At 36.0% G+C, this 24,921-nt stretch carries 15 protein-coding genes and 4 tRNA genes; 11 read left to right on the forward strand and 8 right to left on the reverse strand.

The window, feature by feature from the left end; translation table 11 throughout:
- Nucleotides 1-74 precede the first annotated feature (74 nt).
- From uup to rlmKL, 3 genes are all read right to left on the reverse strand, one after another.
- Nucleotides 75-1,988 carry an ATP-binding cassette ATPase Uup gene (gene uup / locus AC27G3_RS11255; protein ID WP_487121611.1) on the reverse strand — a complete coding sequence of 638 codons (1,914 nt, stop codon included), beginning with the start codon at nt 1,986-1,988 and terminating at the stop codon, nt 75-77.
- 82 nt (nt 1,989-2,070) lie between these two features.
- Nucleotides 2,071-2,313, reverse strand: a complete 243-nt coding sequence (locus AC27G3_RS11260; RefSeq protein ID WP_487121613.1) for a glutaredoxin family protein — start codon at nt 2,311-2,313, stop codon at nt 2,071-2,073.
- Nucleotides 2,314-2,341: 28 nt separating this feature from the next.
- Nucleotides 2,342-4,489, reverse strand: coding sequence for a bifunctional 23S rRNA (guanine(2069)-N(7))-methyltransferase RlmK/23S rRNA (guanine(2445)-N(2))-methyltransferase RlmL (gene rlmKL / locus AC27G3_RS11265; protein WP_487121614.1), 2,148 nt, complete (start codon nt 4,487-4,489; stop codon nt 2,342-2,344).
- A gap of 359 nt (nt 4,490-4,848) precedes the next feature.
- Between rlmKL and AC27G3_RS11270 the strand changes: the two genes are divergently transcribed.
- The 4 genes from AC27G3_RS11270 (at nt 4,849) to AC27G3_RS11285 (ending at nt 5,342) form a co-directional block, all read left to right on the forward strand.
- Nucleotides 4,849-4,925: transfer RNA gene (locus AC27G3_RS11270), tRNA-Met, on the forward strand.
- A gap of 62 nt (nt 4,926-4,987) precedes the next feature.
- Nucleotides 4,988-5,064, forward strand: a tRNA-Met gene (locus tag AC27G3_RS11275).
- A 62-nt stretch (nt 5,065-5,126) separates the two neighbouring features.
- A tRNA-Met gene (locus AC27G3_RS11280) sits at nt 5,127-5,203 on the forward strand.
- A 62-nt stretch (nt 5,204-5,265) separates the two neighbouring features.
- A tRNA-Met gene (locus tag AC27G3_RS11285) sits at nt 5,266-5,342 on the forward strand.
- A gap of 224 nt (nt 5,343-5,566) precedes the next feature.
- On the opposite strand, the gene AC27G3_RS11290 is transcribed toward AC27G3_RS11285, so the two are convergent.
- On the reverse strand, nt 5,567-10,549 hold the full coding sequence (locus AC27G3_RS11290) for a tetratricopeptide repeat protein (RefSeq protein WP_487121616.1): 4,983 nt from the start codon (nt 10,547-10,549) through the stop codon (nt 5,567-5,569).
- A gap of 552 nt (nt 10,550-11,101) precedes the next feature.
- On the opposite strand from AC27G3_RS11290, the gene AC27G3_RS11295 reads away from it, so the two are divergent.
- On the forward strand, nt 11,102-11,902 hold the full coding sequence (locus AC27G3_RS11295; RefSeq protein ID WP_487121618.1) for a THxN family PEP-CTERM protein: 801 nt from the start codon (nt 11,102-11,104) through the stop codon (nt 11,900-11,902).
- Between the two features lie 71 nt (nt 11,903-11,973).
- On the opposite strand, the gene AC27G3_RS11300 is transcribed toward AC27G3_RS11295, so the two are convergent.
- Nucleotides 11,974-13,158 carry a cystathionine beta-lyase gene (locus AC27G3_RS11300; protein WP_487121620.1) on the reverse strand — a complete coding sequence of 395 codons (1,185 nt, stop codon included), beginning with the start codon at nt 13,156-13,158 and terminating at the stop codon, nt 11,974-11,976.
- Between the two features lie 557 nt (nt 13,159-13,715).
- On the opposite strand from AC27G3_RS11300, the gene AC27G3_RS11305 reads away from it, so the two are divergent.
- Nucleotides 13,716-14,072 (forward strand): hypothetical protein, encoded by a 357-nt coding sequence (locus tag AC27G3_RS11305; protein WP_487121622.1) that lies wholly within the window; start codon nt 13,716-13,718, stop codon nt 14,070-14,072.
- Nucleotides 14,073-14,095: 23 nt separating this feature from the next.
- Here AC27G3_RS11305 and AC27G3_RS11310 read toward each other — a convergent pair whose 3' ends face one another.
- A complete protein-coding gene (locus tag AC27G3_RS11310; RefSeq protein ID WP_487121624.1) occupies nt 14,096-16,531 on the reverse strand; it encodes a DNA polymerase II in 2,436 nt (811 codons plus the stop codon).
- Between the two features lie 124 nt (nt 16,532-16,655).
- Between AC27G3_RS11310 and dinG the strand changes: the two genes are divergently transcribed.
- A complete protein-coding gene (gene dinG, locus AC27G3_RS11315) occupies nt 16,656-18,794 on the forward strand; it encodes an ATP-dependent DNA helicase DinG (protein WP_487121626.1) in 2,139 nt (712 codons plus the stop codon).
- Nucleotides 18,795-18,974: 180 nt separating this feature from the next.
- Here dinG and pdsO read toward each other — a convergent pair whose 3' ends face one another.
- Complete coding sequence (gene pdsO / locus AC27G3_RS11320; RefSeq protein ID WP_487121628.1) at nt 18,975-19,826, reverse strand: sortase-associated OmpA-like protein PdsO; 852 nt, start codon at nt 19,824-19,826, stop codon at nt 18,975-18,977.
- A gap of 214 nt (nt 19,827-20,040) precedes the next feature.
- Here pdsO and pdsR point away from each other — a divergent pair, with 214 nt between their 5' ends.
- Nucleotides 20,041-20,754, forward strand: a complete 714-nt coding sequence (gene pdsR / locus AC27G3_RS11325; protein WP_487121629.1) for a proteobacterial dedicated sortase system response regulator — start codon at nt 20,041-20,043, stop codon at nt 20,752-20,754.
- Between the two features lie 7 nt (nt 20,755-20,761).
- Nucleotides 20,762-22,963 carry a proteobacterial dedicated sortase system histidine kinase gene (pdsS, locus tag AC27G3_RS11330; RefSeq protein ID WP_487121631.1) on the forward strand — a complete coding sequence of 734 codons (2,202 nt, stop codon included), beginning with the start codon at nt 20,762-20,764 and terminating at the stop codon, nt 22,961-22,963.
- Nucleotides 22,964-23,013: 50 nt separating this feature from the next.
- Here pdsS and queE read toward each other — a convergent pair whose 3' ends face one another.
- Complete coding sequence (queE, locus tag AC27G3_RS11335; RefSeq protein ID WP_487121759.1) at nt 23,014-23,691, reverse strand: 7-carboxy-7-deazaguanine synthase QueE; 678 nt, start codon at nt 23,689-23,691, stop codon at nt 23,014-23,016.
- 111 nt (nt 23,692-23,802) lie between these two features.
- Here queE and queC point away from each other — a divergent pair, with 111 nt between their 5' ends.
- Both queC and AC27G3_RS11345 read left to right on the forward strand, forming a co-directional pair.
- On the forward strand, nt 23,803-24,459 hold the full coding sequence (queC, locus tag AC27G3_RS11340; RefSeq protein ID WP_487121632.1) for a 7-cyano-7-deazaguanine synthase QueC: 657 nt from the start codon (nt 23,803-23,805) through the stop codon (nt 24,457-24,459).
- 45 nt (nt 24,460-24,504) lie between these two features.
- Nucleotides 24,505-24,735, forward strand: coding sequence for a DUF1653 domain-containing protein (locus AC27G3_RS11345; RefSeq protein ID WP_487121633.1), 231 nt, complete (start codon nt 24,505-24,507; stop codon nt 24,733-24,735).
- Nucleotides 24,736-24,921: the final 186 nt, after the last annotated feature.

The following is a 24,921-nucleotide window of genomic DNA, read 5'->3' on the forward strand; positions in this document are numbered from 1 at the left end:
TTGGTATTAATGGTGTTAGTGATATTTTGATAACTTACCACTAACACTGCGTATTTTTAAATGTTGTAATGATTTTACCGCTCATCTAATTCTTGCCACCTTGCGTAGGTGACTTCGAGCTTTGACTCACTTTCTTGTAGCTGGTTCAATATTTTTTTAGTTACTTGTTCATCTTGGCTGAAAAAATCACCTTGATTAACTTGATCTTGTAGTGACTCTATTAACGTTTCCAGTGCGTCTATTTCATCTGGCAGTGTTTCTAGCTCTTTAGTTTCTTTAAATGTTAACTTTTTCTTTTGAGTAACTGTATTGTTTGACAATTGAACTTGTTGCTTTTCTTTTTTCGCTTTTTCAAGGGCACCGTCTTCAAGTGCTTTACGTTGTTGCGCTTTTTGCGCTAGATAACTATCAACATCATCATAACCGCCAACTATTTGATTAATTTGACCTGTTCCATCAAAGTACAGGCAGGTATTAATACAATTATTAACGAAGTCTCGATCATGGCTAACTAAAATAACGGTTCCAGCATAATTTGCAACAACTTCTTCAAGTAACTCTAAAGTTTCAATATCCAAATCGTTAGTCGGTTCATCGAGAATAAGTAAATTGCTTGGTCGCAAAAACAGTCGGGCTAACAATAGTCGGTTTTTCTCACCACCGGATAAAGCTCTTACTGGTGTACGTGCTCTTTTAGGGCTAAACAGAAAATCTTGAAGATAGCCAAGTACATGACGTGGCTTACCATTAACAATGACCTCTTGTTTCCCCTCACCTACTATCTCTTGAACGGTTTGATTAAGATCTAGTGCTTCTCTGTGCTGATCAAAATAGGCTATATCAAGATTAACCCCTGAGCGCATTTTCCCACTGGTAGGTTTTAACTTTTCCATTATTAATTTGATTAGCGTTGATTTACCTGTGCCGTTACCACCAATAAGTGCTAAGCGATCATTACGAGTAATCAATAAATTAAGTTTTTCGATGATGGTTCTACCATCGAAAGCAATAGATAAATCTTCTGCTTCAAAGACTAATTTTCCTGAGCGATCCCCTTGGGTGATCTTCATCGTACTTTGATTTCTTACTTCTCGTCGTGCTTTTCGCTCTAAACGAAGTTTTTCAAGTGCTCTTACTCGACCTTCATTACGGGTTCTTCTAGCTTTAATACCTTGACGGATCCAAACCTCTTCTTCTGCCAAGCGTTTATCAAATAGTGCGTTTTGTTGCTCTTCTACCTGTAAATCGTGTGCTTTTTGTTCAATGTATAAGTCGTAATCACCAGGATAGCTTTTTAGCTGGCCTCTATCTAAATCAAGGATACGTGTTGATAACCCGCGGATAAATGCCCTGTCATGGCTAATAAATATTATCGTACCAGCAAAATCTTTTAGAAATTTTTCAAGCCACAAGACACTTTCAATATCTAAATGGTTGGTCGGTTCATCAAGCAGCAAAATGTCAGGTTGTGTGACTAATGCTTTAGCTAAAGCCAATTTTCTTAACCATCCACCGGATAAATCTGAAATTTTCGCTTCTGCATTTAATGATAATGTACTCATTACTTGCTCAATCCGCTGTTCATCTTGCCATGCATTGGCTTGTTCGAGTTGCTCTTGAACCTTGCTCAGTTTATTAAGGTTTGTTTCTGATGGATTTTGAGTGACATCATGAATAATGGCGTGATAGCGACGTATTAAATCAGCATTTTCTTTAACACCTTCAGCAACATAATCAAAAACGCTCATTTCAGAAGATTCTGGTGGATCTTGCTCTAGCATCGCCATTTGCATTGTACTAGATTTTAAAATTTGACCATCATCTAAGGTTTGTCTATCCATTAATATTTTCATTAAAGTAGACTTGCCCGCACCGTTTCGGCCAACTAAACAAATACGCTCACCTGTTTGCACACTTAATTCAGCTTTGTTTAAAATTTTATCTTCACCAAAAGCAAGTTCTGCATTGGTAATTCTTAATAATTCCATAAATATAATTAACTTCTTTTATTGTTCAAACGTTTAAAATAGCTTGAACTGTTGGTAACTTTTTCAATTAAATATTGCGTGTTTAGTTTATTAGCTGGCTTACTTGTTCAGCAGTAAATGGCCAAAATAATTGGGTGTTTTCTTCACTTTCGTTAACGCATTCAAGCACAGGAATGTGGACACCATATAATTCTACTAGCTTGTCATCTTCAACAATATCAATAATTTGAAGCTGTTCATCTGGAATTAACAATTGACAAATTGCTAAAGCAAGTTCGCACAAATGACACCCTTCGCTACTGTATAAATTAAAATGTACTTTCATTAATATTATCCATTGAGTGAGCTATACGTTAAGATCTAACCAAAGACCAACTATTATGAATATGTTTGTTGCGCGCAAAATCTTTATCTCGGGTTTGTTCAGACATTGCTTTTACTTTTAAACCTAACTTATTCATAGCTTCCATATCCATTTTGAAATTACGTTTATTATTGGTGAAAATTATCTCACCCTTCTCCGCTAAAGCATTTAATGCATCAGTTATTAATGCAACATGATCACGTTGCACATCAAAGCTATCTTCCATACGCTTTGAGTTAGAAAACGTGGGAGGATCGATAAAAACGATATCAAAAGGTGTGTTTTTACTGGCATCAAAGTCCTTTAACCATTGTAAACAATCGGCTTGGACAAATTGATATTTATGACTAACCAGTTTATTTAACGTAAAGTTATCTTGTGCCCAGTTTAGATATGTATTCGACATATCTACAGTAGTAACAGAGGTTGCGCCATGCAAAGCAGCTTGTAAAGAAACTGAGCCTGTATAAGCGAACATATTTAACAGTGATTTATTTTTTGCCTTTTTCGCCACTATTTGACGTGTTTTACGGTGATCTAAAAACAAGCCTGTATCAAGGTAATCCCATAAGTTAACTTTTAACTGCGCACCGTATTCTCTTACGACAATCGATTGTTGCGATTTATCAACTTTTTGGTATTGATTACTGCCTTTTTGTTTTTGTCTAGTTTTTAAAACTAATTTGTCCGTGGCAATATTGAGCACTTTAGGCACCCAATAAATAACTTCTTGTAAGCGTTTTGCAGCTTTATCGGTATCTATACTCGATGGTGCGGCGTACTCATGCACCACAACATAGTCACCATAAATATCTACTGCGACATTATATTCAGGAATATCAGCATCGTATAAACGATAACACTCGATTTGTTCAGACTTTAACCAACCTATTAATTTTTTAATGTTTTTCGCTAAGCGGTTAGCAAAATCTGAATCTTGTTGTAAACCAAAATCAGTATTAGGGTTTACTGCATCCTTGGCTAACTGTTTATCATTGACTTCATATAAAGCAAACTGACAATCTAAGGGGCCATTTTTAAACTTATAACGTTTAAAACTAGAGAGTTTCAACATGGCTAACATATCAACATTCGCGGTTAAGATAGCTAAACGCCAATTTAAAAATTGTGATTTAAGGGTTTGTCCAAACACAACAAAATTTTCCACAAGTTCAGGTAACTCACCAATCCGTTCACCATAAGGAGGGTTAAATAATATCGTGCCTGATTTACCAAAATTATTATCTAAGGTGTTAATGTCTTTGCAAGAGTATTCAATAAACTGCTGTAGCTGAGCATTGCGAGTATTTTGTTGAGCAGTATTAATGACTCGACTGTCAATATCATTACCAAAAACTTTAACTTTTGTGAGTTCGTTTAACCCCTTTCGAGATTGCACTTTGGCACTATGAAATTGCTCTTGCCAGCATACTTCATCATGCTTTAACCAATGAGCAAAACCCCAAGAGTCTCTTTCAATACCTGGCGCTTGTTTTGCCGCCATAGAAACGGCTTCTATTAAAATAGTCCCTGAACCACACATAGGATCAAGTAAAGGTTTACTGGTGTCTTTTAACCAACCTGAACGCTGTATAATTGCTGCAGCTAAATTTTCCTTTAAAGGGGCGGCACCAGAGTTTTTCCGATAACCACGTTGAAATAAGCCGCGACCAGAAAAATCAAGATAAATAACCACTTGTTGACGTAACAAGCGAGCTTGAAAACGGATATCAGGCGATGACTTGTCTACAGAAGGTCTATCTATCCCTTGTTCGGTAAAGTGATCGACGACTGCATCTTTTACTGTTAAACCGCCAAATTGGGTATTACGGATTTCTTCACTGACACCAACAAAATCAATGGCAAAGGTTGAAAATGGGGAAAAGTGTTCAGCCCAATTGATAGAACTTGCACTTTTATATAATTGATCCTTATTATTCGCTTCCCCTTCGCCTAGCTTTAACATCACCCTTGTTGCCATGCGAGTCCATAATGAAATTGCGTAGCCTTTAGCAAGAGAGGCAGTAAAATAAACACCTTCTGGTTTTTGAGTCACTTGGTCACCACCAAGATCTCTGATTTCGTCAGCAAGGAGAACTTCTATGCCAGGTGATGTTAACGCTAAAAATTGATACATGTGAGTTTCCGAAAAATAATCGATTCTATATTATCTGCAAAAGATAGTAGAAATAGTGAGCGCGATTATAAACAAAGACACCGCTCACTTAAACAGTTAACTAATAAATGACGACTAATAGTTAGCGATACGGTGCGAAAAAACTAAAACGCGATAAATAATCCATCAAAAAGTATGTAATTGAATCGTTTAGCTGAACATTTGAGCGATTGAGAAATTAATTACTAAAACAGGTTGCAATCTTACAGTGGTATCCTTATTATACGCCTCGTTTTCAAGGTCATGTGCTTTGATAATAATTCTTACAATATGAATACAAACTATTGTGGCTTGTTTAAGATTTTCTTAAACCATTCGGACGCGGGATGGAGCAGCCTGGTAGCTCGTCGGGCTCATAACCCGAAGGTCGTCAGTTCAAATCTGGCTCCCGCAACCAATTCTTTAATATTAGAATTAAAATAAATATTGGCTTTCTTAGAGTTATCTAAGTCATTCGGACGCGGGATGGAGCAGCCTGGTAGCTCGTCGGGCTCATAACCCGAAGGTCGTCAGTTCAAATCTGGCTCCCGCAACCAATTCCTTAATATTAGAATTAAAACAAATATTGGCTTTCTTAGAATTATCTAAGTCATTCGGACGCGGGATGGAGCAGCCTGGTAGCTCGTCGGGCTCATAACCCGAAGGTCGTCAGTTCAAATCTGGCTCCCGCAACCAATTCTTTAATATTAGAATTAAAATAAATATTGGCTTTCTTCGAGTTATCTAAGTCATTCGGACGCGGGATGGAGCAGCCTGGTAGCTCGTCGGGCTCATAACCCGAAGGTCGTCAGTTCAAATCTGGCTCCCGCAACCAATCTATTTTCTTCTCATTACTTTCTACAATTTAACCGCTTACAAACTTATTATTAATTCCCTCTTCTACTCAAAGCAGAGATGTATCCAAGTTAGTTTTTCTCTAATTTACTGTTAGTTGAAATTTCAATAAATAAAATCAATTTCATTTTAATCACGCTGTCGTTAGTTATTATAATCAGTCTAAATGACCACAGAGTTATTAAGATTGGTATAAGACTTAGCTTACACGTTCTTCCTTATCCACCACTTTAATTTTAATTTATTAAAAAACTGGCTTGTATCTATCGACTCATTTAATAACACGATGAGTGAATTTCGCACTTTTAGCGCTAATTTTTTTACGTGAGCGCTTTGATAATCTTTTTGGCACTTTTTAAGTAAAGGGACTAAAATTTCCTGTTTACTTTCAAAAACTTGGTTATCTAAAGCTAATACAACTATCAACATCGAATAAACATATTGTTCTGTGTTATCAAGTGCTTCGTAATTAATAACTTCAATATCTTCATACGTTAGGTTTTTATTTGTTCGATGTAATTCGTAAGCGTACCAAATTCGCATATTATGAACTGTGCTGTCTGGCTGCTGTTTAACGCCTTGACGAATAATGCTTGTTGCTTCTTCCCAACGGCCAAGCATTTGCAGAGCTAATCGGTAATGATAAAAAGCATTGGCAGGAAGTTCTTCTATATCCTGAACATGCTCAAATAATTTAATCGTATTAAGATAAAGTTTGGCATTTATATAACCGTTGGCAAGCTTTGATATTAATATAGGACTTTTAATGATCCGTTTAAAATAGGTGTTCACGATATTAACTGACGGTGACATTTTATTGTCATTCCAGTACTCCAGGAGCGCTAAAAAACCGCCTTCCCAAGCAGCACTATTTGAGTAACTTTTAATATCATTTAAAACTTGTTGGTATTTTATTTTATTGGTTATATTGAGACATTTATCCGTATAAAAGTATGCCTGCTCTCTGGTTAAGTCATTTATTTTACTAAAAAACAATTTAGCCAACTCATCAAAAGTATAGCAAGTGTTAAGTGCGTTGAAAGATTGATTTAGACACCAGTAATCAGATTCTTTATTTAGAATAACTTCTTGGTAAACAATAAGTGCTTCTTCGGCCCTACCAAGCTGGCATAATACATTAACCTCTCGCGCTTTTGCGTAATTGACAACTTTATTAGCTTCAAAAACTTTTAATGCTGACAGAGCGGCTGAAAAATCTTTGGTTTCAATTAAATTATCAACATAGGTCAGGACAATATATTGATCGTTAGGCGATAACTTAAAAGCTTCTTTGAGAAAGTTTTGCGCCGTTTCTTTTTCGTTATCACTGCCATGTTTGAGAATATTCTCACCAACGTAGCATAGAATTTCAGCATCATACCTATTTTGCTCTACGCTTTTGTAACAACATTCTAAATACTCTTGTTTATTTTCTCCTAATTCTAAGAGATCAAATAGTTTTTTCCATAAATAAGCATGACCATGGACGCTAAATAACACCTGTTTTAAATACTTTGCCGCTAAATTATTTTGGCCAATAGCCACTAATAAGTCGACCTTTTGAATGGTAAGCTCAACGGGCAGTTCTTCTTTCCATGGGGTATTATCAAGTACACCTAGAGCTTTTTTATATTCGCCCTTGTGGACAAAATATTGTGCTTTATCAAAATAAACAGGTGCGTAATATTTGTCACATTGAATCGCTTTATCAAGTAACTCAAATTTTTCAGTTTTATCATCCGTTACATAAGCAAGGTCTCGCCACACATGAGGAAGATACGGGCTTTGCTGTACAAGTTTTATCGCAATTTTATATGGTAAATTGGTTTGGCCTTGTTCGTTTGCGATATTAATCAATTGGTTCCAAGCCCATCGATAATTGGTATTATTCATGACCGCATATTTAAGTGGCTCTATGGCTTTCTCGTTTTGCCCTTGTTTTATTAATAAATCGGCTAAATAACCATGTAAAACACCATCGTTAGGGTTATGTTTAATCCCATTACTTAAAACGTTTGTTGCCTCTTCAATATCACCATTTTTCTCAAGGACATCACTCAACCTCCTTGTCACATTGGCCCAAGATGGATTCATCACAAGTGCTTGACTATACGCTTGTATCGATTGTGTTATGTCACCTTCTAATTCGTATAATTGCCCTAAATCATTATAAATTTGTGGTGTTAAAGGAAACTTGCTTTGTCCCTCGAGCAATAACTCTTTCGCTTTGGTTAAATCACCATATTGCTTAAAGTAATTAGCGCTTAGGCTATAGGTATACCACAGATGATTTTGCTGGGTTAATAGATAATCGATAAAATCTTTAAGCTTGTCTTGGCTTAAAATTGATTTAGCCTCAAACCAATAATTCCAAGCAGAGTCTCCAAAAGTAATTTGCGTTTGAATTTGTGAGAAAACAAAGTCTAACGAAAGCTCTTTTTCAAGTCGGCTTATACTTGCTTCCATTAAAGTAGAAAAAGCTAAATCATTATCAACAGCAACTTTTAGTACTTGCTTAGAATGAATAATAGCTTCTTTAAGATTACCTAATTTTAAATGGCACTTAGCTAAATAACTTTGATTTATGTGTTCGCCAACGATATTTTTATAAGTTTCTTGAGCTTGGACTAATGCTTCTTCATTTTTACCCAGACGCAATCTTACGTCGATTAACTGCCTTCTTATAACACCATAATCAGGTCTTAATTCAACAAATTGAATTAAGACCTGTTCTTGAAAAACAGGATCACTATGCCAATCGGCAATATAATCGAGTACTCGTGTATTCGATGGGTGTTGTTGAAATAATGATTCTAAAATATCATTAACTTGGCAATTATCCCCTCTTTTTAATAACAGTCTAAAATAACCATTGGCATATTTATATATAAATGGGTTTTTGCTAAAAACTCGATGAAAGTATAATAATGCAGATTCAAGATCGCCTATCTGTTCATTTTTACGTGCAATAAGTTCTTCAAAGTCACTTTTATCGAGATGATTTTCAATCTGTTTTTCAATATCAGTAAATTGTTCAATTAAACCGTTATCGATAAGTTTTCTAGACAGATAACTTATAAGTACTTTATCGCTTGTATGAAGCTCCAATGCTTTAATTAAATAGTCTATTCCTACATGTTCTTGATCGAGTAATTCATAAGCTTTATATAACGATATCGCAGGTAAGGCAGATCGGACTTTATATTTGTTAAAGCGATCAATAAGAAACGCTATAGCTTCTTGTTCTTTATTTAAATAACGAGACGCATTGAAGAAACTTTCAATATATTGACTGTTTGTTTCATCTAAACAATAGGCATAAAGATAATGTTCGGTTGCAATAGAGAAGACTTGCTGCGACCAGTAATAATTAGCTAACAACCAATGTGCGTTAGCTGAGTAACCCCCAAATGTTTTTAATTGTATTAATACATGCTGTGTTAATATTTTATGTTCATTAGAGTCATAAATTTCACTAAATAGTGTTCCCAACAAATCTAAGTTCGTATGAAAATTTAAATAATCATTTAATAGAGCTAGCCCCTCTTCACGCCTACCCAAATCTCTTAAACAATAATATTTTGAATTAAGTAATACAGTTTCATTGGGAAATCTTTCTAACAATTTATTATTAAGCTCGAGAGTTTTATAAGTATCACTATTCCAAATTGCAAAATCTCGCTCTACCCGAAGCGTAATTCGGTGGTTTGGATCTATTTGTTTAAGTTGTGTTAACGCACTTCTAGCAGCAACAAAGTCACTTTGCTGCTTTGCACAGCTATAGTTATCCCATAAGGGATAAAGACTTGCAGCAGGAAAGTTGAATTCAGCTAATAAGTCAGACTGTTCTTTTGGGACAAAAGCAATACAACGAGCACCACTAAATGCTTCACTTTTAATGGTTTCTTTGGTGAGCATTTCTTGCATTATAGAGTGAGATGGGTCCATAACATACAAGGTGCCAATTTGTTTATTATAACCGATAACTGCTTGAAGATGCGCTGAAAAACCACTGGTAGTGACAAGAGCAAAAGGAATGTTTTTATCAATTAAGGCATAAGCTAAATCACTTGCCAATTCGAATTCCTGATAATAAAAATTATTACCTCTTAACCATTCACGCTCTTTAGTATCAGGTGTACCATCAAAGCAAATTTCATCGGCTATTTGAGTTGAATTGAAGTTTTTCCCCCAGTACCGGCATAACGCAGCTAACGTTGTAGGGGCACAAGTCATATGCTCTTGACGTAAAAAAGGTACATCTAACACCTTCCTTTCTAATTTTCCCTTAGCATTGGTAAGGTTTTCAGTTACCGTTTTCCAGTAAAAGCTATTACTTTTAGATAAAAGCGCAATTCCTTTATCTATCTCTTGATTATGTATCGCAATTTGCCCTTTCCAAGATAAAAGAAATTTTTCATCTCCTTTATCTTTGACAATCCTTAATTCTTCAAATCTTTCAATTGCATACTCACACTTTGCCCAATCATGGACGCTAGCTAGCAATTGAGCATATTCTAACCAAACGTTAGCGGACTGGTATTTGTTAGCGTGTTTCTCATACAGTGTGATCGATGCTTTAACGCCGTAAAACTGTGTAAAAAGCTCCGATAAAACACGTAAATTATCAGGAGATGGAAAGTTTGAAAAATGCTGTTCTGCCAGTTCTTTTGAGAGAATTAGTTCATTTTGATCGTTTAACAATTGAATTTTTAAATACGTTAGCCAATTGTCATCTGGGTTTATCGTAATAGCTTGATCAATGAGTTTATCTGCTACAGAGTAATTCTTAAATATTTTCTGGAGTATTGATTTAAAACCTAGTAAATCAGATTTAAGTTGTGGCTCTTCTATAATAGTTGACTCATGTTGAGTTAAAAACTCTTCAGCTAATATAGGACCTAGCTTATTAAGCTTATAAAAAAGCACTTTATTTAATAAGTTAGGATTTTGCTTTTGCTTTCTCCAAAGCTTTAACAATAGAAAGTCTGAATACCTATCGCCACCTAGGTTCATATACAAACGAATGGCTATAATGATTTGATCGTAGCTATTCCACCTATGAATAGGACCCCAAACATTTTCTGCCTCTGTTAATGCGTCTGTATATAAACCTCTTAAACAAAGGTCGTCAATAACATCTTTAAGAACTGTTTCAGATACAGTTTCAAAACTAAGATTAGGCACTGAAAAATAATTCCATCAGTTTATTTAACAAATGATAACAATGATTTAGGCAAAACTTTAGCACCTCTGATTTATTATGATGATTGCAAAAGTGTAATATAAAAATTGAAGAACACTCTCCTTTAATTTCTGTAATATCCATTAAATTGTGAATTGTTATGATTATTACAAGAGGTCGATACAGTTAGTAAAGGTAATCATTTATTTCACCAATTTAAAGAGAAACAGCAATAAGTAAAATTATGATCGGTATTTCAATACTACGAACAAAACGCTATTTGGCAAACTCTATAATATAAATTCGAATTTTAAAAGAAAAAGTCATCGTTCATCTAACCGTTAATAGGATATTTATAAATATTCTATTAACGGTTAGATGAAACTAGCGCAATTGTCAGTATTTTTTACAATAAAAAAAAAACAAATTTAAATTGGTCGAAAAAACAACAACTAACGATTTGGCATTTAATATGCTTTATTTCTATGAGAAAAATAAGGAGATTGATGTACCTCGTTTTTTTAATTTAATTGAATTAAAAAAGGAGATTTACTATGAAATCGTTTAGAAAAATAACGTCCATACTATGTATATTCGCACTTGCCACACTGCCAGCCAAAGCAGCACTTGTTACTGATTGGGACTTTGAAATAGATTCAGGTTTTACCAGTTTTACTGGTGGTAGCGTAACAGGGTCGAATGACAACGGATACTGGACTGCACCGAGTACACTTTCTTGGGGGAGTGGCGGAAGCGGACCTAGCTCTATTGATGTTGGTGGAGCCACCAACGGAAACGTCACAGGAAGTTTGCAAACCGATGGCGCGTCAGTTGACACGGTTAGTTTTACTCATATCAACAACCCCATTGCAGCTGGAGCAGGCTTAACTAGCGCTACGCTAAGTGATAGAATATTCTTAACACCAAAACTACCAGTACCTGGAGCAGGTTTTGCTCCACCAAACCTAATATTTAATATTCTTTTTATCGAAACAACTAATTCAGCGCCCTGTGCTGTAGCAGGATCCCCTACACCTTGTAATGATATTTTTGTACTTGATGTCGTTGGTGCTGGCTTTAACCCCATCAACCAAACGTTAAATCAAAACTTTGCTTACGATGGTAATAATTACAATGCACGGTTATTTATTACTGGTTTAGATGTACTCGAAGATAGTGCTTGTGCAGCAGCATTAGCAGCTGCAGGTTGTATCGGTTTAACAACAGTAGAAGGGGCAACCAATACTTTTCAAATAGCACTTGATATTACTACTGAAACCTTTCAAGTACCTGAGCCTGGCACATTAGCAATACTAGCAATTGGTTTATTAGCGTTAACGAGAAGGTTAAATTAACTTTTATATTAACCTTAACGATATTAAATAATCCATCTCTACAAAGATGGATTATTTATTTTAGCTAACACTTAGTTGTTAGCTAAAACTTGATTAAAGCGGTCAAACCCTTTCTCTAAATCCTCAATTAAATCATCAACATCTTCAAGACCAATATGTAATCGTATTAATGGGTAATCATATTGCCACGTAGTTACGCTGCGAAGTGATTGAACATTAGAAATCCCTAAGATTAAACTTTCAAATCCTCCCCATGAATAGCCCATTTTAAAATGAGACATGCCATCGAGTAATGCATTGAGTGCCGCTTTATTACCTTTGTTTAACACAAAAGAAAATAATCCATTTGAACCGGTGAAATCACGTTTAAAAAATTCATGACCAGGGCAAGAGTCAAAAGCTGGATGAAGAATTGTTTCAACCTCTGGACGAGTGTCCAGCCATTTGGCAACTTTTATGGCACTTTGCTGATGCTGCTTTAACCTTACGCCCATAGTACGGACACCACGCAAAGCTAAGTATAAATCGTCTGGTGACGTGCATTGCCCCATTAAATAGCTGTTATCTCTTAATTGTGGCCAGTACTTTTCAGTCGCCGTTGCCGTTCCTAACATTACATCTGAATGCCCGACTATGTATTTAGTCGCCGCTTGCACTGAAACATCAACGCCATATTGATAGGGGTCAAAGTTAATCCCTGCTCCCCATGTATTGTCTAGCATAACAATACAATCGTGTTGATGAGCGACCTTTGCTATGGCTGGCACATCTTGTACTTCCATAGTAATAGAACCCGGCGACTCTAAGAAAACAATACGCGTGTTAGGTTGGATCAATGCTTCAATTCCCGCACCGATCATTGGATCATAATAAGTGGTCTCAATACCTAAATTGGCTAATATGTTATCGCAATAATCACGGGTTGGCTCATAGGCGCTATCTAACATTAAAATATGATCGCCCGTTTTTACAAATGATAAAATCGCATTGGTAATAGCAGCTGTGCCAGAAGGATATAAAGCACAACCTGCCCCCCCTTCTAGTTCAACCATTGCGTCACTAAAAGCAAAAGCTGTTGTTGTGCCTCTTCTGCCATAAACCATCGAATTATTATGTTTATTAACCAATGCCTGATTCATGTCTTTAACGGTATCAAAAACTACCGTTGAAGCTCGAACAACAGCTGGATTAACAACACCATTTGTCCATTGCGCTTTGCGACCTGCGGTTACAATTTTTGTGTCTTTTTTAGTCATAACTCATCACTTTTGAATAATAAAATAGGCATCTAGCCATCTATAACTATTTATAACCTTAAATTAATTTGGATGCACCCTTTATTTAGCTATTTCATATATTCATTCAGCAATAGTTATATAACCCCAAAGACTCCCTTAAAGCACTACTAAGTACAATTTGATAACAAACAAATACAAAGCACTAACAGACATTAAAAATAAAGAGATTACACTGAAGATATTCAGACATGGAAGTCACCCGATCTAAAAAGCCGGCTGTTAGTCGGCTTTCAATCCTAAAACCTGTAATACCTTCGACGCTTAATTACCATTAAATACAATAATTGATTAAAATTACTTGCTCAATTCTAGCCTGATAAATTGATTTTAGGTATACTCTCAAGCCACTTACATTGCAATTATGTTAAAGTACTTAGTTACACAATATAAACTCAGCCGATGTAATTAGCGTTAAGTTACAGTAGCTAATGTAAACAAGAATTGAATGATCGGTTTTAATGAGTCGGTTGCTTAACCAATAAGTTAACGAAAAGGGAAATCGTTAATACCTATAAATGAAGTTTGTCGTATTAATGAAAATATTGAATTTAATCATATTATTTACCCTTATTCCGCTAGCCACTGGTTGTTTATCTACAGCTGAATGGCAAAAGAAATTTGAAGAAAAAGTGCAGTCTCTGGCCAAAATTTGTGGGAAATACCGTAGGGTTGCCGCGAATGATGAAGCTCGTGTAGGTATGAGTGAAGAATGCCTGATGCAAACAAAATATCAATACTCACAAATTAATACAGTCGTTACATGGAACAATACTAAAAAGAAATTTGTTTACCTTTCTATTCAAGGCACCTTTATTAAAACTGAATATGTTTACGTTGTAGACGGTATAGTAAAATCCGTGTCTAAATCCTAAAATGACTTATTACACCTTTATCACTAGAATAAATCTAACTGTTTATCGACAATTTTCTCAAAGCTTGTACCGATAAAGGGTAAAATGTCATTAGCAACCGTTTTAAGCTGCCTGTCCACATAAAAGTCATAATCCAATGCTGACGTTAAATATTCTTTAGGTTGAGGCCCATTAACGGTAATTAAATACTCTACCCAACTTTTATTTTGATATTTCAGTGGCTTATTTAAAGAAGCATTCATTTCATCAGCAATACGTGCTGCTTTAACATGAGGCGGTACATTTTTAATGTAATCTTTTAATTGCCGCCTAATACGCTTCCGGTAAATAAGTCGCTCATCAAACTCTCCGTTTAACGTTTTAGACACAATAGATAAAATGTAGTGTTCAATAGGCTCTTCATTAAAAATACGCCTATAAAGCTCTTGTTGAAAATCTTTACTTAATTGCGTCCAATCGCTCCTAACCGTTTCAAGCCCTTTAAAGACAAGCGACCGTTTTTCATCTTTAATAACGATGCCTGCATAACGTTTTTTAGTACCAACAGATTCACCATTCTCAAGGCTCCCTCCTCTAACTTTAGGCATTAAAAAACGTTTAAAATGGGTCTCAAATTCAATTTCCAACTGACTTTCAATATTAAACCTTTGTGTTAATTCTTGTTGCCATTTTGTATTAATTAACTGTTCTAATGAGCGGCCAAGTTCGCGACATGCTTGATCTGATTTCTCTGCTCCCACATGCACAAATATAGAATCGGTATCGCCATAGATAACTTGATACCCTTGGTTTTCAATCCAAGTTTGAGTCGTTTTTAGAAGTTCATGGCTTCGTTTAGTAATAGAGCCAGCTAAACGGGGATCATAAAATCGACAGCCTGTCGAACCTAAAATGCCATAAAAACTGTTCATAATTATTTTTATCGCTTGAGATAAAGCGGCATTGTTTTCTGCTTTAGCTTTATCACGCTCTCGCCATAAACTTTCAATTATAGTAGGTAAAAAATGGTGTTCTCTTGAAAAATAAGCTTGATCAAATCCAGCGATACGCGCCGTATCATCAGCGGTTAACAATCCTTCAATTAACCCCATAGGATCAATTTTAAATGTTCTAATTATACTTGGATACAAGCTCTTAAAATCGAGTACTAAGACATTATCATAAAGTCCTGGTACCGAATCCATGACATAACCACCAGGAGAGATTAATCCTGATTCTCCATCGCCCATGTTAGGCGCAATATAACCACTTCTATGTAACTTGGGTAAATATAAATTAGTGAAAGCGGCCACCGAGCCACCAACACGATCAATCGACAATCCCGTTAATTGTGCTCTTAACATGGCAAATTCAAGTAATTGTGTTTTTTCAAAAATTAGCCAGACTAAACGACAATCTTCTAGGTTATAGGCCGCTAAGTTCTCTTTATGGTGTAAAAAGTTATCGGTTATTTCTTCAACCCTATTATCAACATCGTCGACTTTTTTACCCAGTCCTAATAATGTATTAGCTACATTATCAAGTGAAAAACTAGAAAAGCTGTAGGTTGCAGTTTTAAGTAAATCAATACCATCGAGCACAACTCGACCTGCAATTTCGATGTATTGTTGCTCAGTATTTTTATTTTTTCGCCAAAAAGGCGAGCTACCATCCCGACCTAAAGCTAATTTTATGCCGTATTTGTCACAACGTTTTTGTAACAATGCCATATCAAAATTAATAACATTCCAACCAATAATAATATCGATATCATGCGTTTCAAACCAAGCAACAAATGTGTTAAGCAGCTGTTTCTCGTCTGCTACCCAAGTAATATATTCAGTGTTTTTCGTTGAAGGAGGTTGGCGATGAGCATCACCAATCATTAGCACTTCTTGGTGTTTATCGCTGTAAAAACCGATGGAATAAAGTTCACCTTTGATAGAGCATTCAATATCAACTGAAATCATGGATAAGGCAATATCAACGGTTAATGCTTTACATTTTGTATTCGTTATTGATAAGTATTTTTGATGTAATAACGTTTTATCATCACCAATAAAGTAGATACCAGCGGTAATAAAACGCTCCATTAAATAACGTTCGTCAACTCGAATGTCATCTTCATAGCATTTAATACCACTTAACTTTAAACACTCTCTTGCCGCATAAAAATCACGCATGTATCTAAAATAAAAACCATGTACTTTTTGTTGGTTAAACGTTTTTAAAGATAAGGATTCGCTTTTTTCTAATTTGACATTTCTAGAGAGTAAAATTTGCTTCGCCTCTTGGGCTTGGCTTTGTTCTATAAAAAAAACAGCTAACTCATTATTCACTTCAAGCTTTACCGCTCCCTGGCTTGTTTTAAGCCATAAAGTCACTCTAATGCCTGAACTTATATCTTGTGATTGTTTCGTTAACAGAAAGCCACTGGTTGGATTGCTGGTATTAGTTACATTTATCAGCTTGTGTTGCATGTAATTATTACTTCTTAAACCAAATTCTTATACAGTAGTGTATACAGTATTTGTAGACATAGACAGATATTAATGTAACCATAGCGAAATAAGTCATACCAACTCCTTAGAGACTATAGTCTTAATGCTAAGCGATAACATAAAGCAAATCATCCGAGGTGCTTATAAAGCCATTGGTGAGAATTTAATAAATTTTAATCCAAGATCACAACAAACCTTTCTTATTGCTGAGATTGCTAAGACCTTAGCAGGTGAATATTCCAAAGATCGTAAAATAATTACAATTGAAGCAGGCACTGGCACAGGTAAATCGTTAGCCTATTCACTAGGAGCCATTCCACTTGCGCTCTCACGGGATAAAAAAGTCTGTATTTCAACAGCAACTGTAGCCTTACAAGAACAATTAGTTGATAAAGATCTTCCGTTTTTAAAAGAACACTCAGGGCTTAATTTTACCTATACCTTAGCTAAAGGTCGACAACGATATGTTTGTCGTCAAAAACTTAGCCAAGTCGTTTCAAGTAGTAAAAGTGATGAGCCCGCTCAAGCTGGTTTTACCTTTGCAGAAAAGCCTAAAGCAAGTGATATTCGCACGTTAAATGCGATGCATACAGCACTCACACAAGGGAGTTGGCTAGGTGATATAGATTCGTGGCACGAGCATTTACCCAATCATATCTGGCAACAAGTTCAAAGCGATAAACACAGTTGTTTAAAGCATTTATCCGAACATAACCACTGCCCATTTCACAAAGCTAGAGAAACCATGTTAGATGCAAATGTTTTGGTGGTTAATCACAGTTTACTATTGGCTGACTTAGAGCTAGGAGGCGGTAGAATACTGCCTGCACCAGAGGATACTTTTTATATTATTGATGAAGCACATCACCTACCAAAGGTAACGCGTGACCATTCCAGTGCGAGTATTAGCATAAAAGGTGCTGTAGATTGGCTAAATAAACTCGGTGAAACCGGTGATAAAATGGCAAAGCTGATCAAGTCTCAAAAAGCGATTTCTCCCTCGTTAAAACTTGGTGATGATTGCCAAGATCTTCTAGTTGAAATGCAAAAAGTTATCGCTTTTATTGAAGCCAATAAAACACAATATTTTCCCTATGGCGCAGAACAAAGTAAAACCCAATATGCCAATACACAATCCAAAAAAGATGAAGAACAAATATACCGATTTGAAAATGGATTAATACCCACAAGTTTAAAAAATTGGGCTGAAGATATGAGTGAGTTAGGTAAAAAATCACTCAGTCATATTAACAAACTCTATAATTTTCTAATTGAATCCGTTAAAGATGGCGATACTCAAATGTACTTGGCTGAACCTTTACTCGCTGAAGCTGGGTTTTTAATTCAGCGTCTAGAAAACTTAACAGCACTTTGGACTATGTATGCCAAAACTGACAGTGACAAAGGCGCACCTATGGCACGTTGGTTAGAAGTTACTCGCGGTAAACGTCAAGATTATTTGATTAGCGCATCCCCTATTGAAGTTGGCTTTACCTTAGAAGATATGTTGTGGAGTAAATGTGAAGGTGCAGTTTTATGTTCAGCCACTATACTTGCACTTAATTCTTTTGATCACTTTAGATTTCAAAGTGGCTTAAAAAGTAATGATGGCAGTCAATATCAACAGGTAACCTCTCCATTTGATTATAAAAATAATGCCCAACTCGTTATCGCCAAAATGCAAGACGAGCCAAGCGCACCACAATTTACTGAAGAATTAATTGAAAAATTGCCACGCTATATTGAGCAAGGCAAAGCGACTTTAGTATTGTTTTCATCTTATTGGCAAATGGAAAAAGTTGCAGATGCTTTACGTAAAACACACAAATTAAACTTACAAGTTCAAGGTGAACACTCTCGCCAACATATTATTGATACTCATAAAAAGAATTGTGACCTTGATAAAGATAGTATTGTTTTTGGCACACAAAGCTTTTCTGAAGGGCTTGATTTACCTGGTAAATACTTAACTAACGTTATTATCACTAAACTTCCTTTTTCAGTCCCTAGCTCCCCTGTTGAACAAGCACAAGCAGAATATGTTACAGCTAAAGGTGGCAATCCATTTATGACACTTTCTGTGCCAGAGACTTCAAAAAAATTGGTACAAGCCACTGGGCGGCTCTTAAGAAATGAAAAAGATGAAGGAGTTATTACTATTATGGATAAACGGTTGGTTACTAAACGTTACGGCAAGCAATTACTCGACTCGCTTCCCCCTTTTGAGCGGGTAATAGAATAACAATATAAAAGAAGCCGAGAAGTATTCTCGGCTTATCTTTACTTTGTTTTATTTATAACATTTTAAACACATTTAAGTTATTGGGAGTAACTTTCCTTATCTTGCTCTTTCATGTTTGAACAGTTTAGATAAAGTGTTAGCGCTTAAATGGTGGGCATATTTTATAGGTGATTCACCTCCTTATTGATTTTTAGCGGTTTGATTTACTTGATTATGTAATTTCATAACAACACGGCGATCATAAAAACTGCTTTCTTGTTGTGCATTAGCTACCATTGGTTGAGCCTCTCCATAAGCTGCGGTAATAATTCGGTTATCTTCTACACCTTGAGCCATTAATAAGTCTTTAACTTTTTGCACTCTAGCTAAAGACAGCTTTTGATTTAAGGCTTCTTCACCCAATAAATCGGTGTAGCCTGACAAGTCTACTGACATACTTGGTGTTTTATTGAGTAAATCGGCTAAAACAGCGATTTGCTCTTGGTAGTGTGGGGCTATTTCAGTTGATCCTGTAGAAAACTGTAAGCTCATTAATAAATTTTCAGCCTGTAATTGTCCACTCGTTTGATAGTTCTGCTCTAAAGACAGTAACTCTGCTTGATATTCTTGTTCACTTAATTGAAGTTTTTGTTCAAATAACTGTTGGTTAGCATGTAATGCTTGTTGGTGGTTTTCCTGCTCTTTGGTTAATGCAAGTTCTAGTGCATCAATATTATCATTAGCATTAATATGCTCTGCGATAAAGTTACCTGCAAATGCAGCAACGATTGCGCCGATTGGCCCACCTGCAATAGCACCAACAACAAAACCGGTTCCTATTCCTATTTCTTGATTAAGCTCTGCTGCTTCGTGCTGTTCTTGCTTAATCATTTGTGCGCTTGCTGGAGTCGACTTAATGTCACTCGCCATAACTGAAGTACATAACAATGATGAAACGAGTGTTGTTGCTATTAACGTTTTATTAAATGAATAACGTTTATTCGCTAGTAAAGTTGTGTTGGTACTTGTTTGAGTTTGTTGAGTTGCTTTCATAATAATCACCTTTGTAAAGTTAAGTTAAATAACGGTATTTGCTTTGCTTGAGTGCTATTAAACACAACAAAACAGGCACTAAAGCGCATCAATTAAGGCAAAGCAGCGAGCAATTGTGGCAACAATATGGCAATTTCAATAAAACAGCGCATTTAGACAAAATATTCGATATAGTTTTGCCATTCGGATAAGTCACCAAGTCACAGAGAAAGTAATGAGTAAAAGAATTGCCATTGTTGAAGATGAAGAAGCTATAAGAGAAAATTATGCCCAATTATTCAGAAGCCAAGGCTACCAGGTGCAAACTTATGCCAACCGTGAAACAGCAACAAACGCTTTTTCATTACGTTTACCCCACCTCGTTATTTTAGATATTGGGCTAGAACAAGAATACGATGGAGGTTTTACTTTATGCCAATGGTTACGCAACATTTCTAAAACTCTGCCCATTATTTTCTTGACCGCCCGTGATAACGATTTTGATACTGTTTCTGGGTTGCGAATTGGTGCTGACGACTATTTAACAAAAGATATAAGCCTGCCTCATTTAAGTGCTCGAATATCCGCATTATTTCGTCGTGAAGATGCATTAAAACAACCTCAACAAGACGATCATTTACTTATATCAGGGCCTCTGTGTATTGATAGCCAACGCATGACAATCGCTTGGCATAATAAAACAGTAGAATTAACCGTGACGGAATTTTGGATGGTTTACGCACTCGCCAAACATCCTGGGCACGTAAAAAATCGTCAACAATTAATGCAAGACTCTAAAATTTACGTTGATGACTCAACAATTACGTCTCATATAAAACGCATTCGAAAAAAATTTTTATTAATAGAACAACCTTTTGACTGCATTGAAACAGTTTATGGTATGGGCTATCGCTGGAACGAAACATATTTAACGACTAGGGTAAATTAACACCAATATGGCTAAATTTTCATTTCGTTTTGGCTTAAGAAGCAAACTATTTTTATTTACTGGTTTTTTATTTACCATTCCTTGGTTTGGCTACCAATATGTTTGGGAAATGGAAAAATACTTAAGGTATGGTCAAGAACAAACCATTGTTGGTACAGCTCGGGCATTGGCTACAGCTTTGCATGAAAGGCCTAACTTATTTAATAACCAAGCAAGTTTTTTACCCAGTGTTGAAAAAGGGAAAGATTTATACGGCTTTCCTTTGAAACAAGCAGTTCAACTAGATGGGTTATTTCAAGATTGGCCTAACTTTACGAAATACGCGCATTATTATGGCGTTGATAATCAAATTATTTCGGCTGATTTACCAAAACAATCAGTTGAGCAATTAAGTTTACATTACACAACTGCATTAGGAAAATACGACAAATACCTCTACCTTTTTTTTGAAGTGGTTGATAATCAACTAATATATCGAGCAAATAACAGTCGAAGCATTAGTCAAAATGATCATTTAGAGCTTGCTTATATTCAACCTGACGGGCATTTTAACCGCTTTTTAATTAGTAATAAAAAAGCAGGTTGGATTGACGCCTATCGCATTACCGAACTAGAAAACAACATCCCACAACCCGCGCCTTTTATTCAAGGACACTGGTTAGAAACCCCTCAGGGCTATAATATCGAACTTCGAATTCCTTTATCTAAAGTCGGCGATAATATCGCATTTGCCGTGCATGACGTGGATGTAACAAATGGTGCGATTACTTCTAGTATAGGCTCAGCCGATCCTCGAAGTGTTGATACTTTAGGTACGATACTTGTCCCCTCGCCTGAAATTGAACGAATAGTAAAAGGAATGCGCTATACACATTCGAGTGTTTGGGTAGTAGATCAACATCATAGAGTATTAGCGAGTGCTGGTGACATTAAAAAAGCTAGCGGAGTATGGCATACTAATCCATTATCACGTTCTTCAAGCGATGAAAATTCATGGTGGCAACAAGCTGAACAGCAATGGTTATTACCGTTATATTATAAAATTTTAACCCGTCCCTCTGATAACTTTATCGATCAACTATACGATGCCAGTCATTTAAGTGGCGAACATATCTCTAGTGCTCTCGAGGGTACGGCTAAATCTCAATGGCGTTTAACAAAGGATAAGCAGGCTGTTATTTTATCTGCCGCCACCCCTATTTTTATTAATAATAAAGTCAACGGTGCAGTAATTGTTGAAGAAAATACCAATGGTATTCGTACTCTGAGAAACCGCGCCCTAGAAAAATTATTTAGTGCGATATTAACCATTATGGTTATCGGCGCGTTAAGTTTTTTCTTATTTGCTTCAAGAATAACGTCAAGAATTAGAACATTGCGCAACCAAGCAGAACGAGCCATTGACGATCATGGCCGAATAACACAAGTATTAACACCTGCTACTACAAATGATGAAATAGGTGATCTATCTCGCAGTTTTTCAACAGCAGTCAATCGATTGAGCCAGTATAATCATTATTTAGAAAATATGTCTTCGAGGTTGTCACACGAGTTAAGAACTCCTATTGCTGTGGTACGTACTTCACTCGAAATTTTATCAATGCAAACCAATGATGTTTCCAGTGAACAAGATAACTTATCTAAAACGACCATTGAACGCGCACAAAGTGGTATTAACCGTTTAAACCTGATATTAACAAATATGAGTGAAGCCACCCGTATAGAACAAATGTTACATACTACTGACAAGCAATTGTTTGAACTAACAAAGGTGCTCAATGGCTGTATTTTGGGGTATCAACAAATTTATCCTAATTATCAGATTAACTACACAACTGAGCAACTTCAAAATAAACCACCATTAATGATATTAGGCTCGCCTGAGCATATCGCGCAATTGTTAGATAAAGTGATTTCTAATGCAGTGGAGTTTAGCCTAGATAAAAAAGTTACAGTAACCATTAAGCAAGAAAAAACAGCAGTGTTGATCAGTGTTGACAACAATGGCCCTCTTTTACCTGAACATATGCAAGATCAATTGTTTGATTCTATGGTCTCTGTAAGAAGTTCACATCAACAAGAGCAACCTCATCTTGGACTAGGTTTATATATCGCTCGATTAATTACTGAATTTCATCAGGGAAATATTTGTGCAGTTAATCGAGATAACGGTGTGGGTGTTGTTATACAACTACCATTGTCGAATTAACAATCACCGGATTCTACCTAGAAATTAATCATACTTGAACATAAATAAAGTTATTCAATACCTAAATATTTGTGAACTTGTACTGATAAGCGCCAGTTATTAGCGATACAGGTTGCTATCGCCAACTCCGTTGCACGCGCTTTTTGACTAATCGGTTGTAAATACACTTGCGTATCTGTGATGTTATGTTCAACTAACAATGCTTTTAAGTCGTCAATATGTTGTTCCGTTGCTATAGGGTGTTTAATCTCATTCGCTCTTCGCATAGCCGACGGTAAAATTTTATATCCGCCTTTCATGTTAACTTTCGGTGATACAGTCACCCAGCATAAAGGAGTTACTTGCACTTCAAAAGTACCTGAGGTTTCTACTTGGCAGCTATAACCTTGTTGCTCAAATCCTTGACAAAGTGGAGTTAAGTCGACCATACAAGGCTCTCCACCTGTAATGACAACATGTTTAGCTTGGTAACCCTTTTCAGTAATTATCGATAGTATCTGCTGAACCGTTAAAGAGGCCCAAGTTTCTGATTCTTGTGCTTTGTTTAGCATATCACTAGCCGATACTTGTTGATCAAGGTTAATCTCCCAAGTATGTTTAGTATCGCACCAAGAGCAAGCAACAGGACAGCCTTGCAAACGAATAAAAATAGATGGCTGACCAGTGAATGACCCCTCACCTTGAATAGTTTCAAATAATTCATTAATTTTATAAACGGTAGCCGTCATCTCTTCCACACCCTTTTCCTCTTCATAATTTACTATCATGCTTGTTGGTTATTTGATTTAAATTCAAGTAAAATGCGCCAGTTTTCAATTATAACTCAAGAGAGCAAACAAATGAGCAATAAAGTTGTTGTTATTTATTCTGGTGGGATGGATTCTTTCACAGTACTAAATCGTGCTTTAAAAGATGGCAAAGACGTTTACGCGTTATCCTTCGATTATGGACAACGTCATGTTAAAGAACTTGAGTATGCAAGCCAAGTATGTAAAAGCTTAAATATCCCTCATAAGGTGATAGATATATCTGCAATTAATCAATTATTAGCTGGCTCTTCGCTTACCGATAACATTGATATTCCTGAAGGACATTATGAAGCTGAAAACATGAAGTCTACCATTGTCCCTAACCGAAATATGATTTTACTGTCTTTAGCTGTTGGCTATGCTGTATCTGTACAAGCAAGCCAAGTTTACTATGGTGCTCATTCTGGCGATCATGCCATTTATCCGGACTGTCGACCTGAGTTTGTTATGAAAATGAACGACGTTTGTCAAATTGCTAACTATGAGCCAGTTGAGATATTCAGCCCTTATTTAAATGTGAATAAAACGGCAATTTTAACCGATGGCATATCAATGGGCCTTGATTACAGTACAACGTGGACCTGTTATAACGGCAGAGAAAAAGCTTGTGGTAAATGTGGCGCTTGCCAAGAAAGACTAGAAGCTTTTGCTGACAACAATATTACAGATCCCTTACCATACGAGTAATAAAGGCAATACTAGTATATTAAACAACCATTATAGTGATTTTTTATGTTAAAAATTGGAAAGTATCAGCATTTTAAAGGGCAATTTTACCAAGTCCTTCACTTGGCTAAACATAGCGAGACTGAACAATGGATGGTGGTCTATTTGCCACTTTACGATAATGAACATGGAAAAAGAGACGTTTGGGTACGGCCATTAGCTATGTTCGATGAAATTATTGAACGTGAAGGGAAAAAGATTAAACGCTTTAATTATGTTGGTGAAACAGATGAATAACATAAGCTTGTAGTTCATCCAAACAAAAGAAGTCAATAATATATTTTATTGACTTCTTTACCATGGTTGCCAGAACCACCGATGTTTTCTCGTTTGGAGTACCAAAATTAATTTTTTGTCCATAAAAGGCAGCGATAACCGCATTAACACTTACAATGTCTTTTTGGTGTCATAGTTTATTAAAAT

Source organism: Colwellia sp. SU-HH01217 (assembly GCF_057543495.1).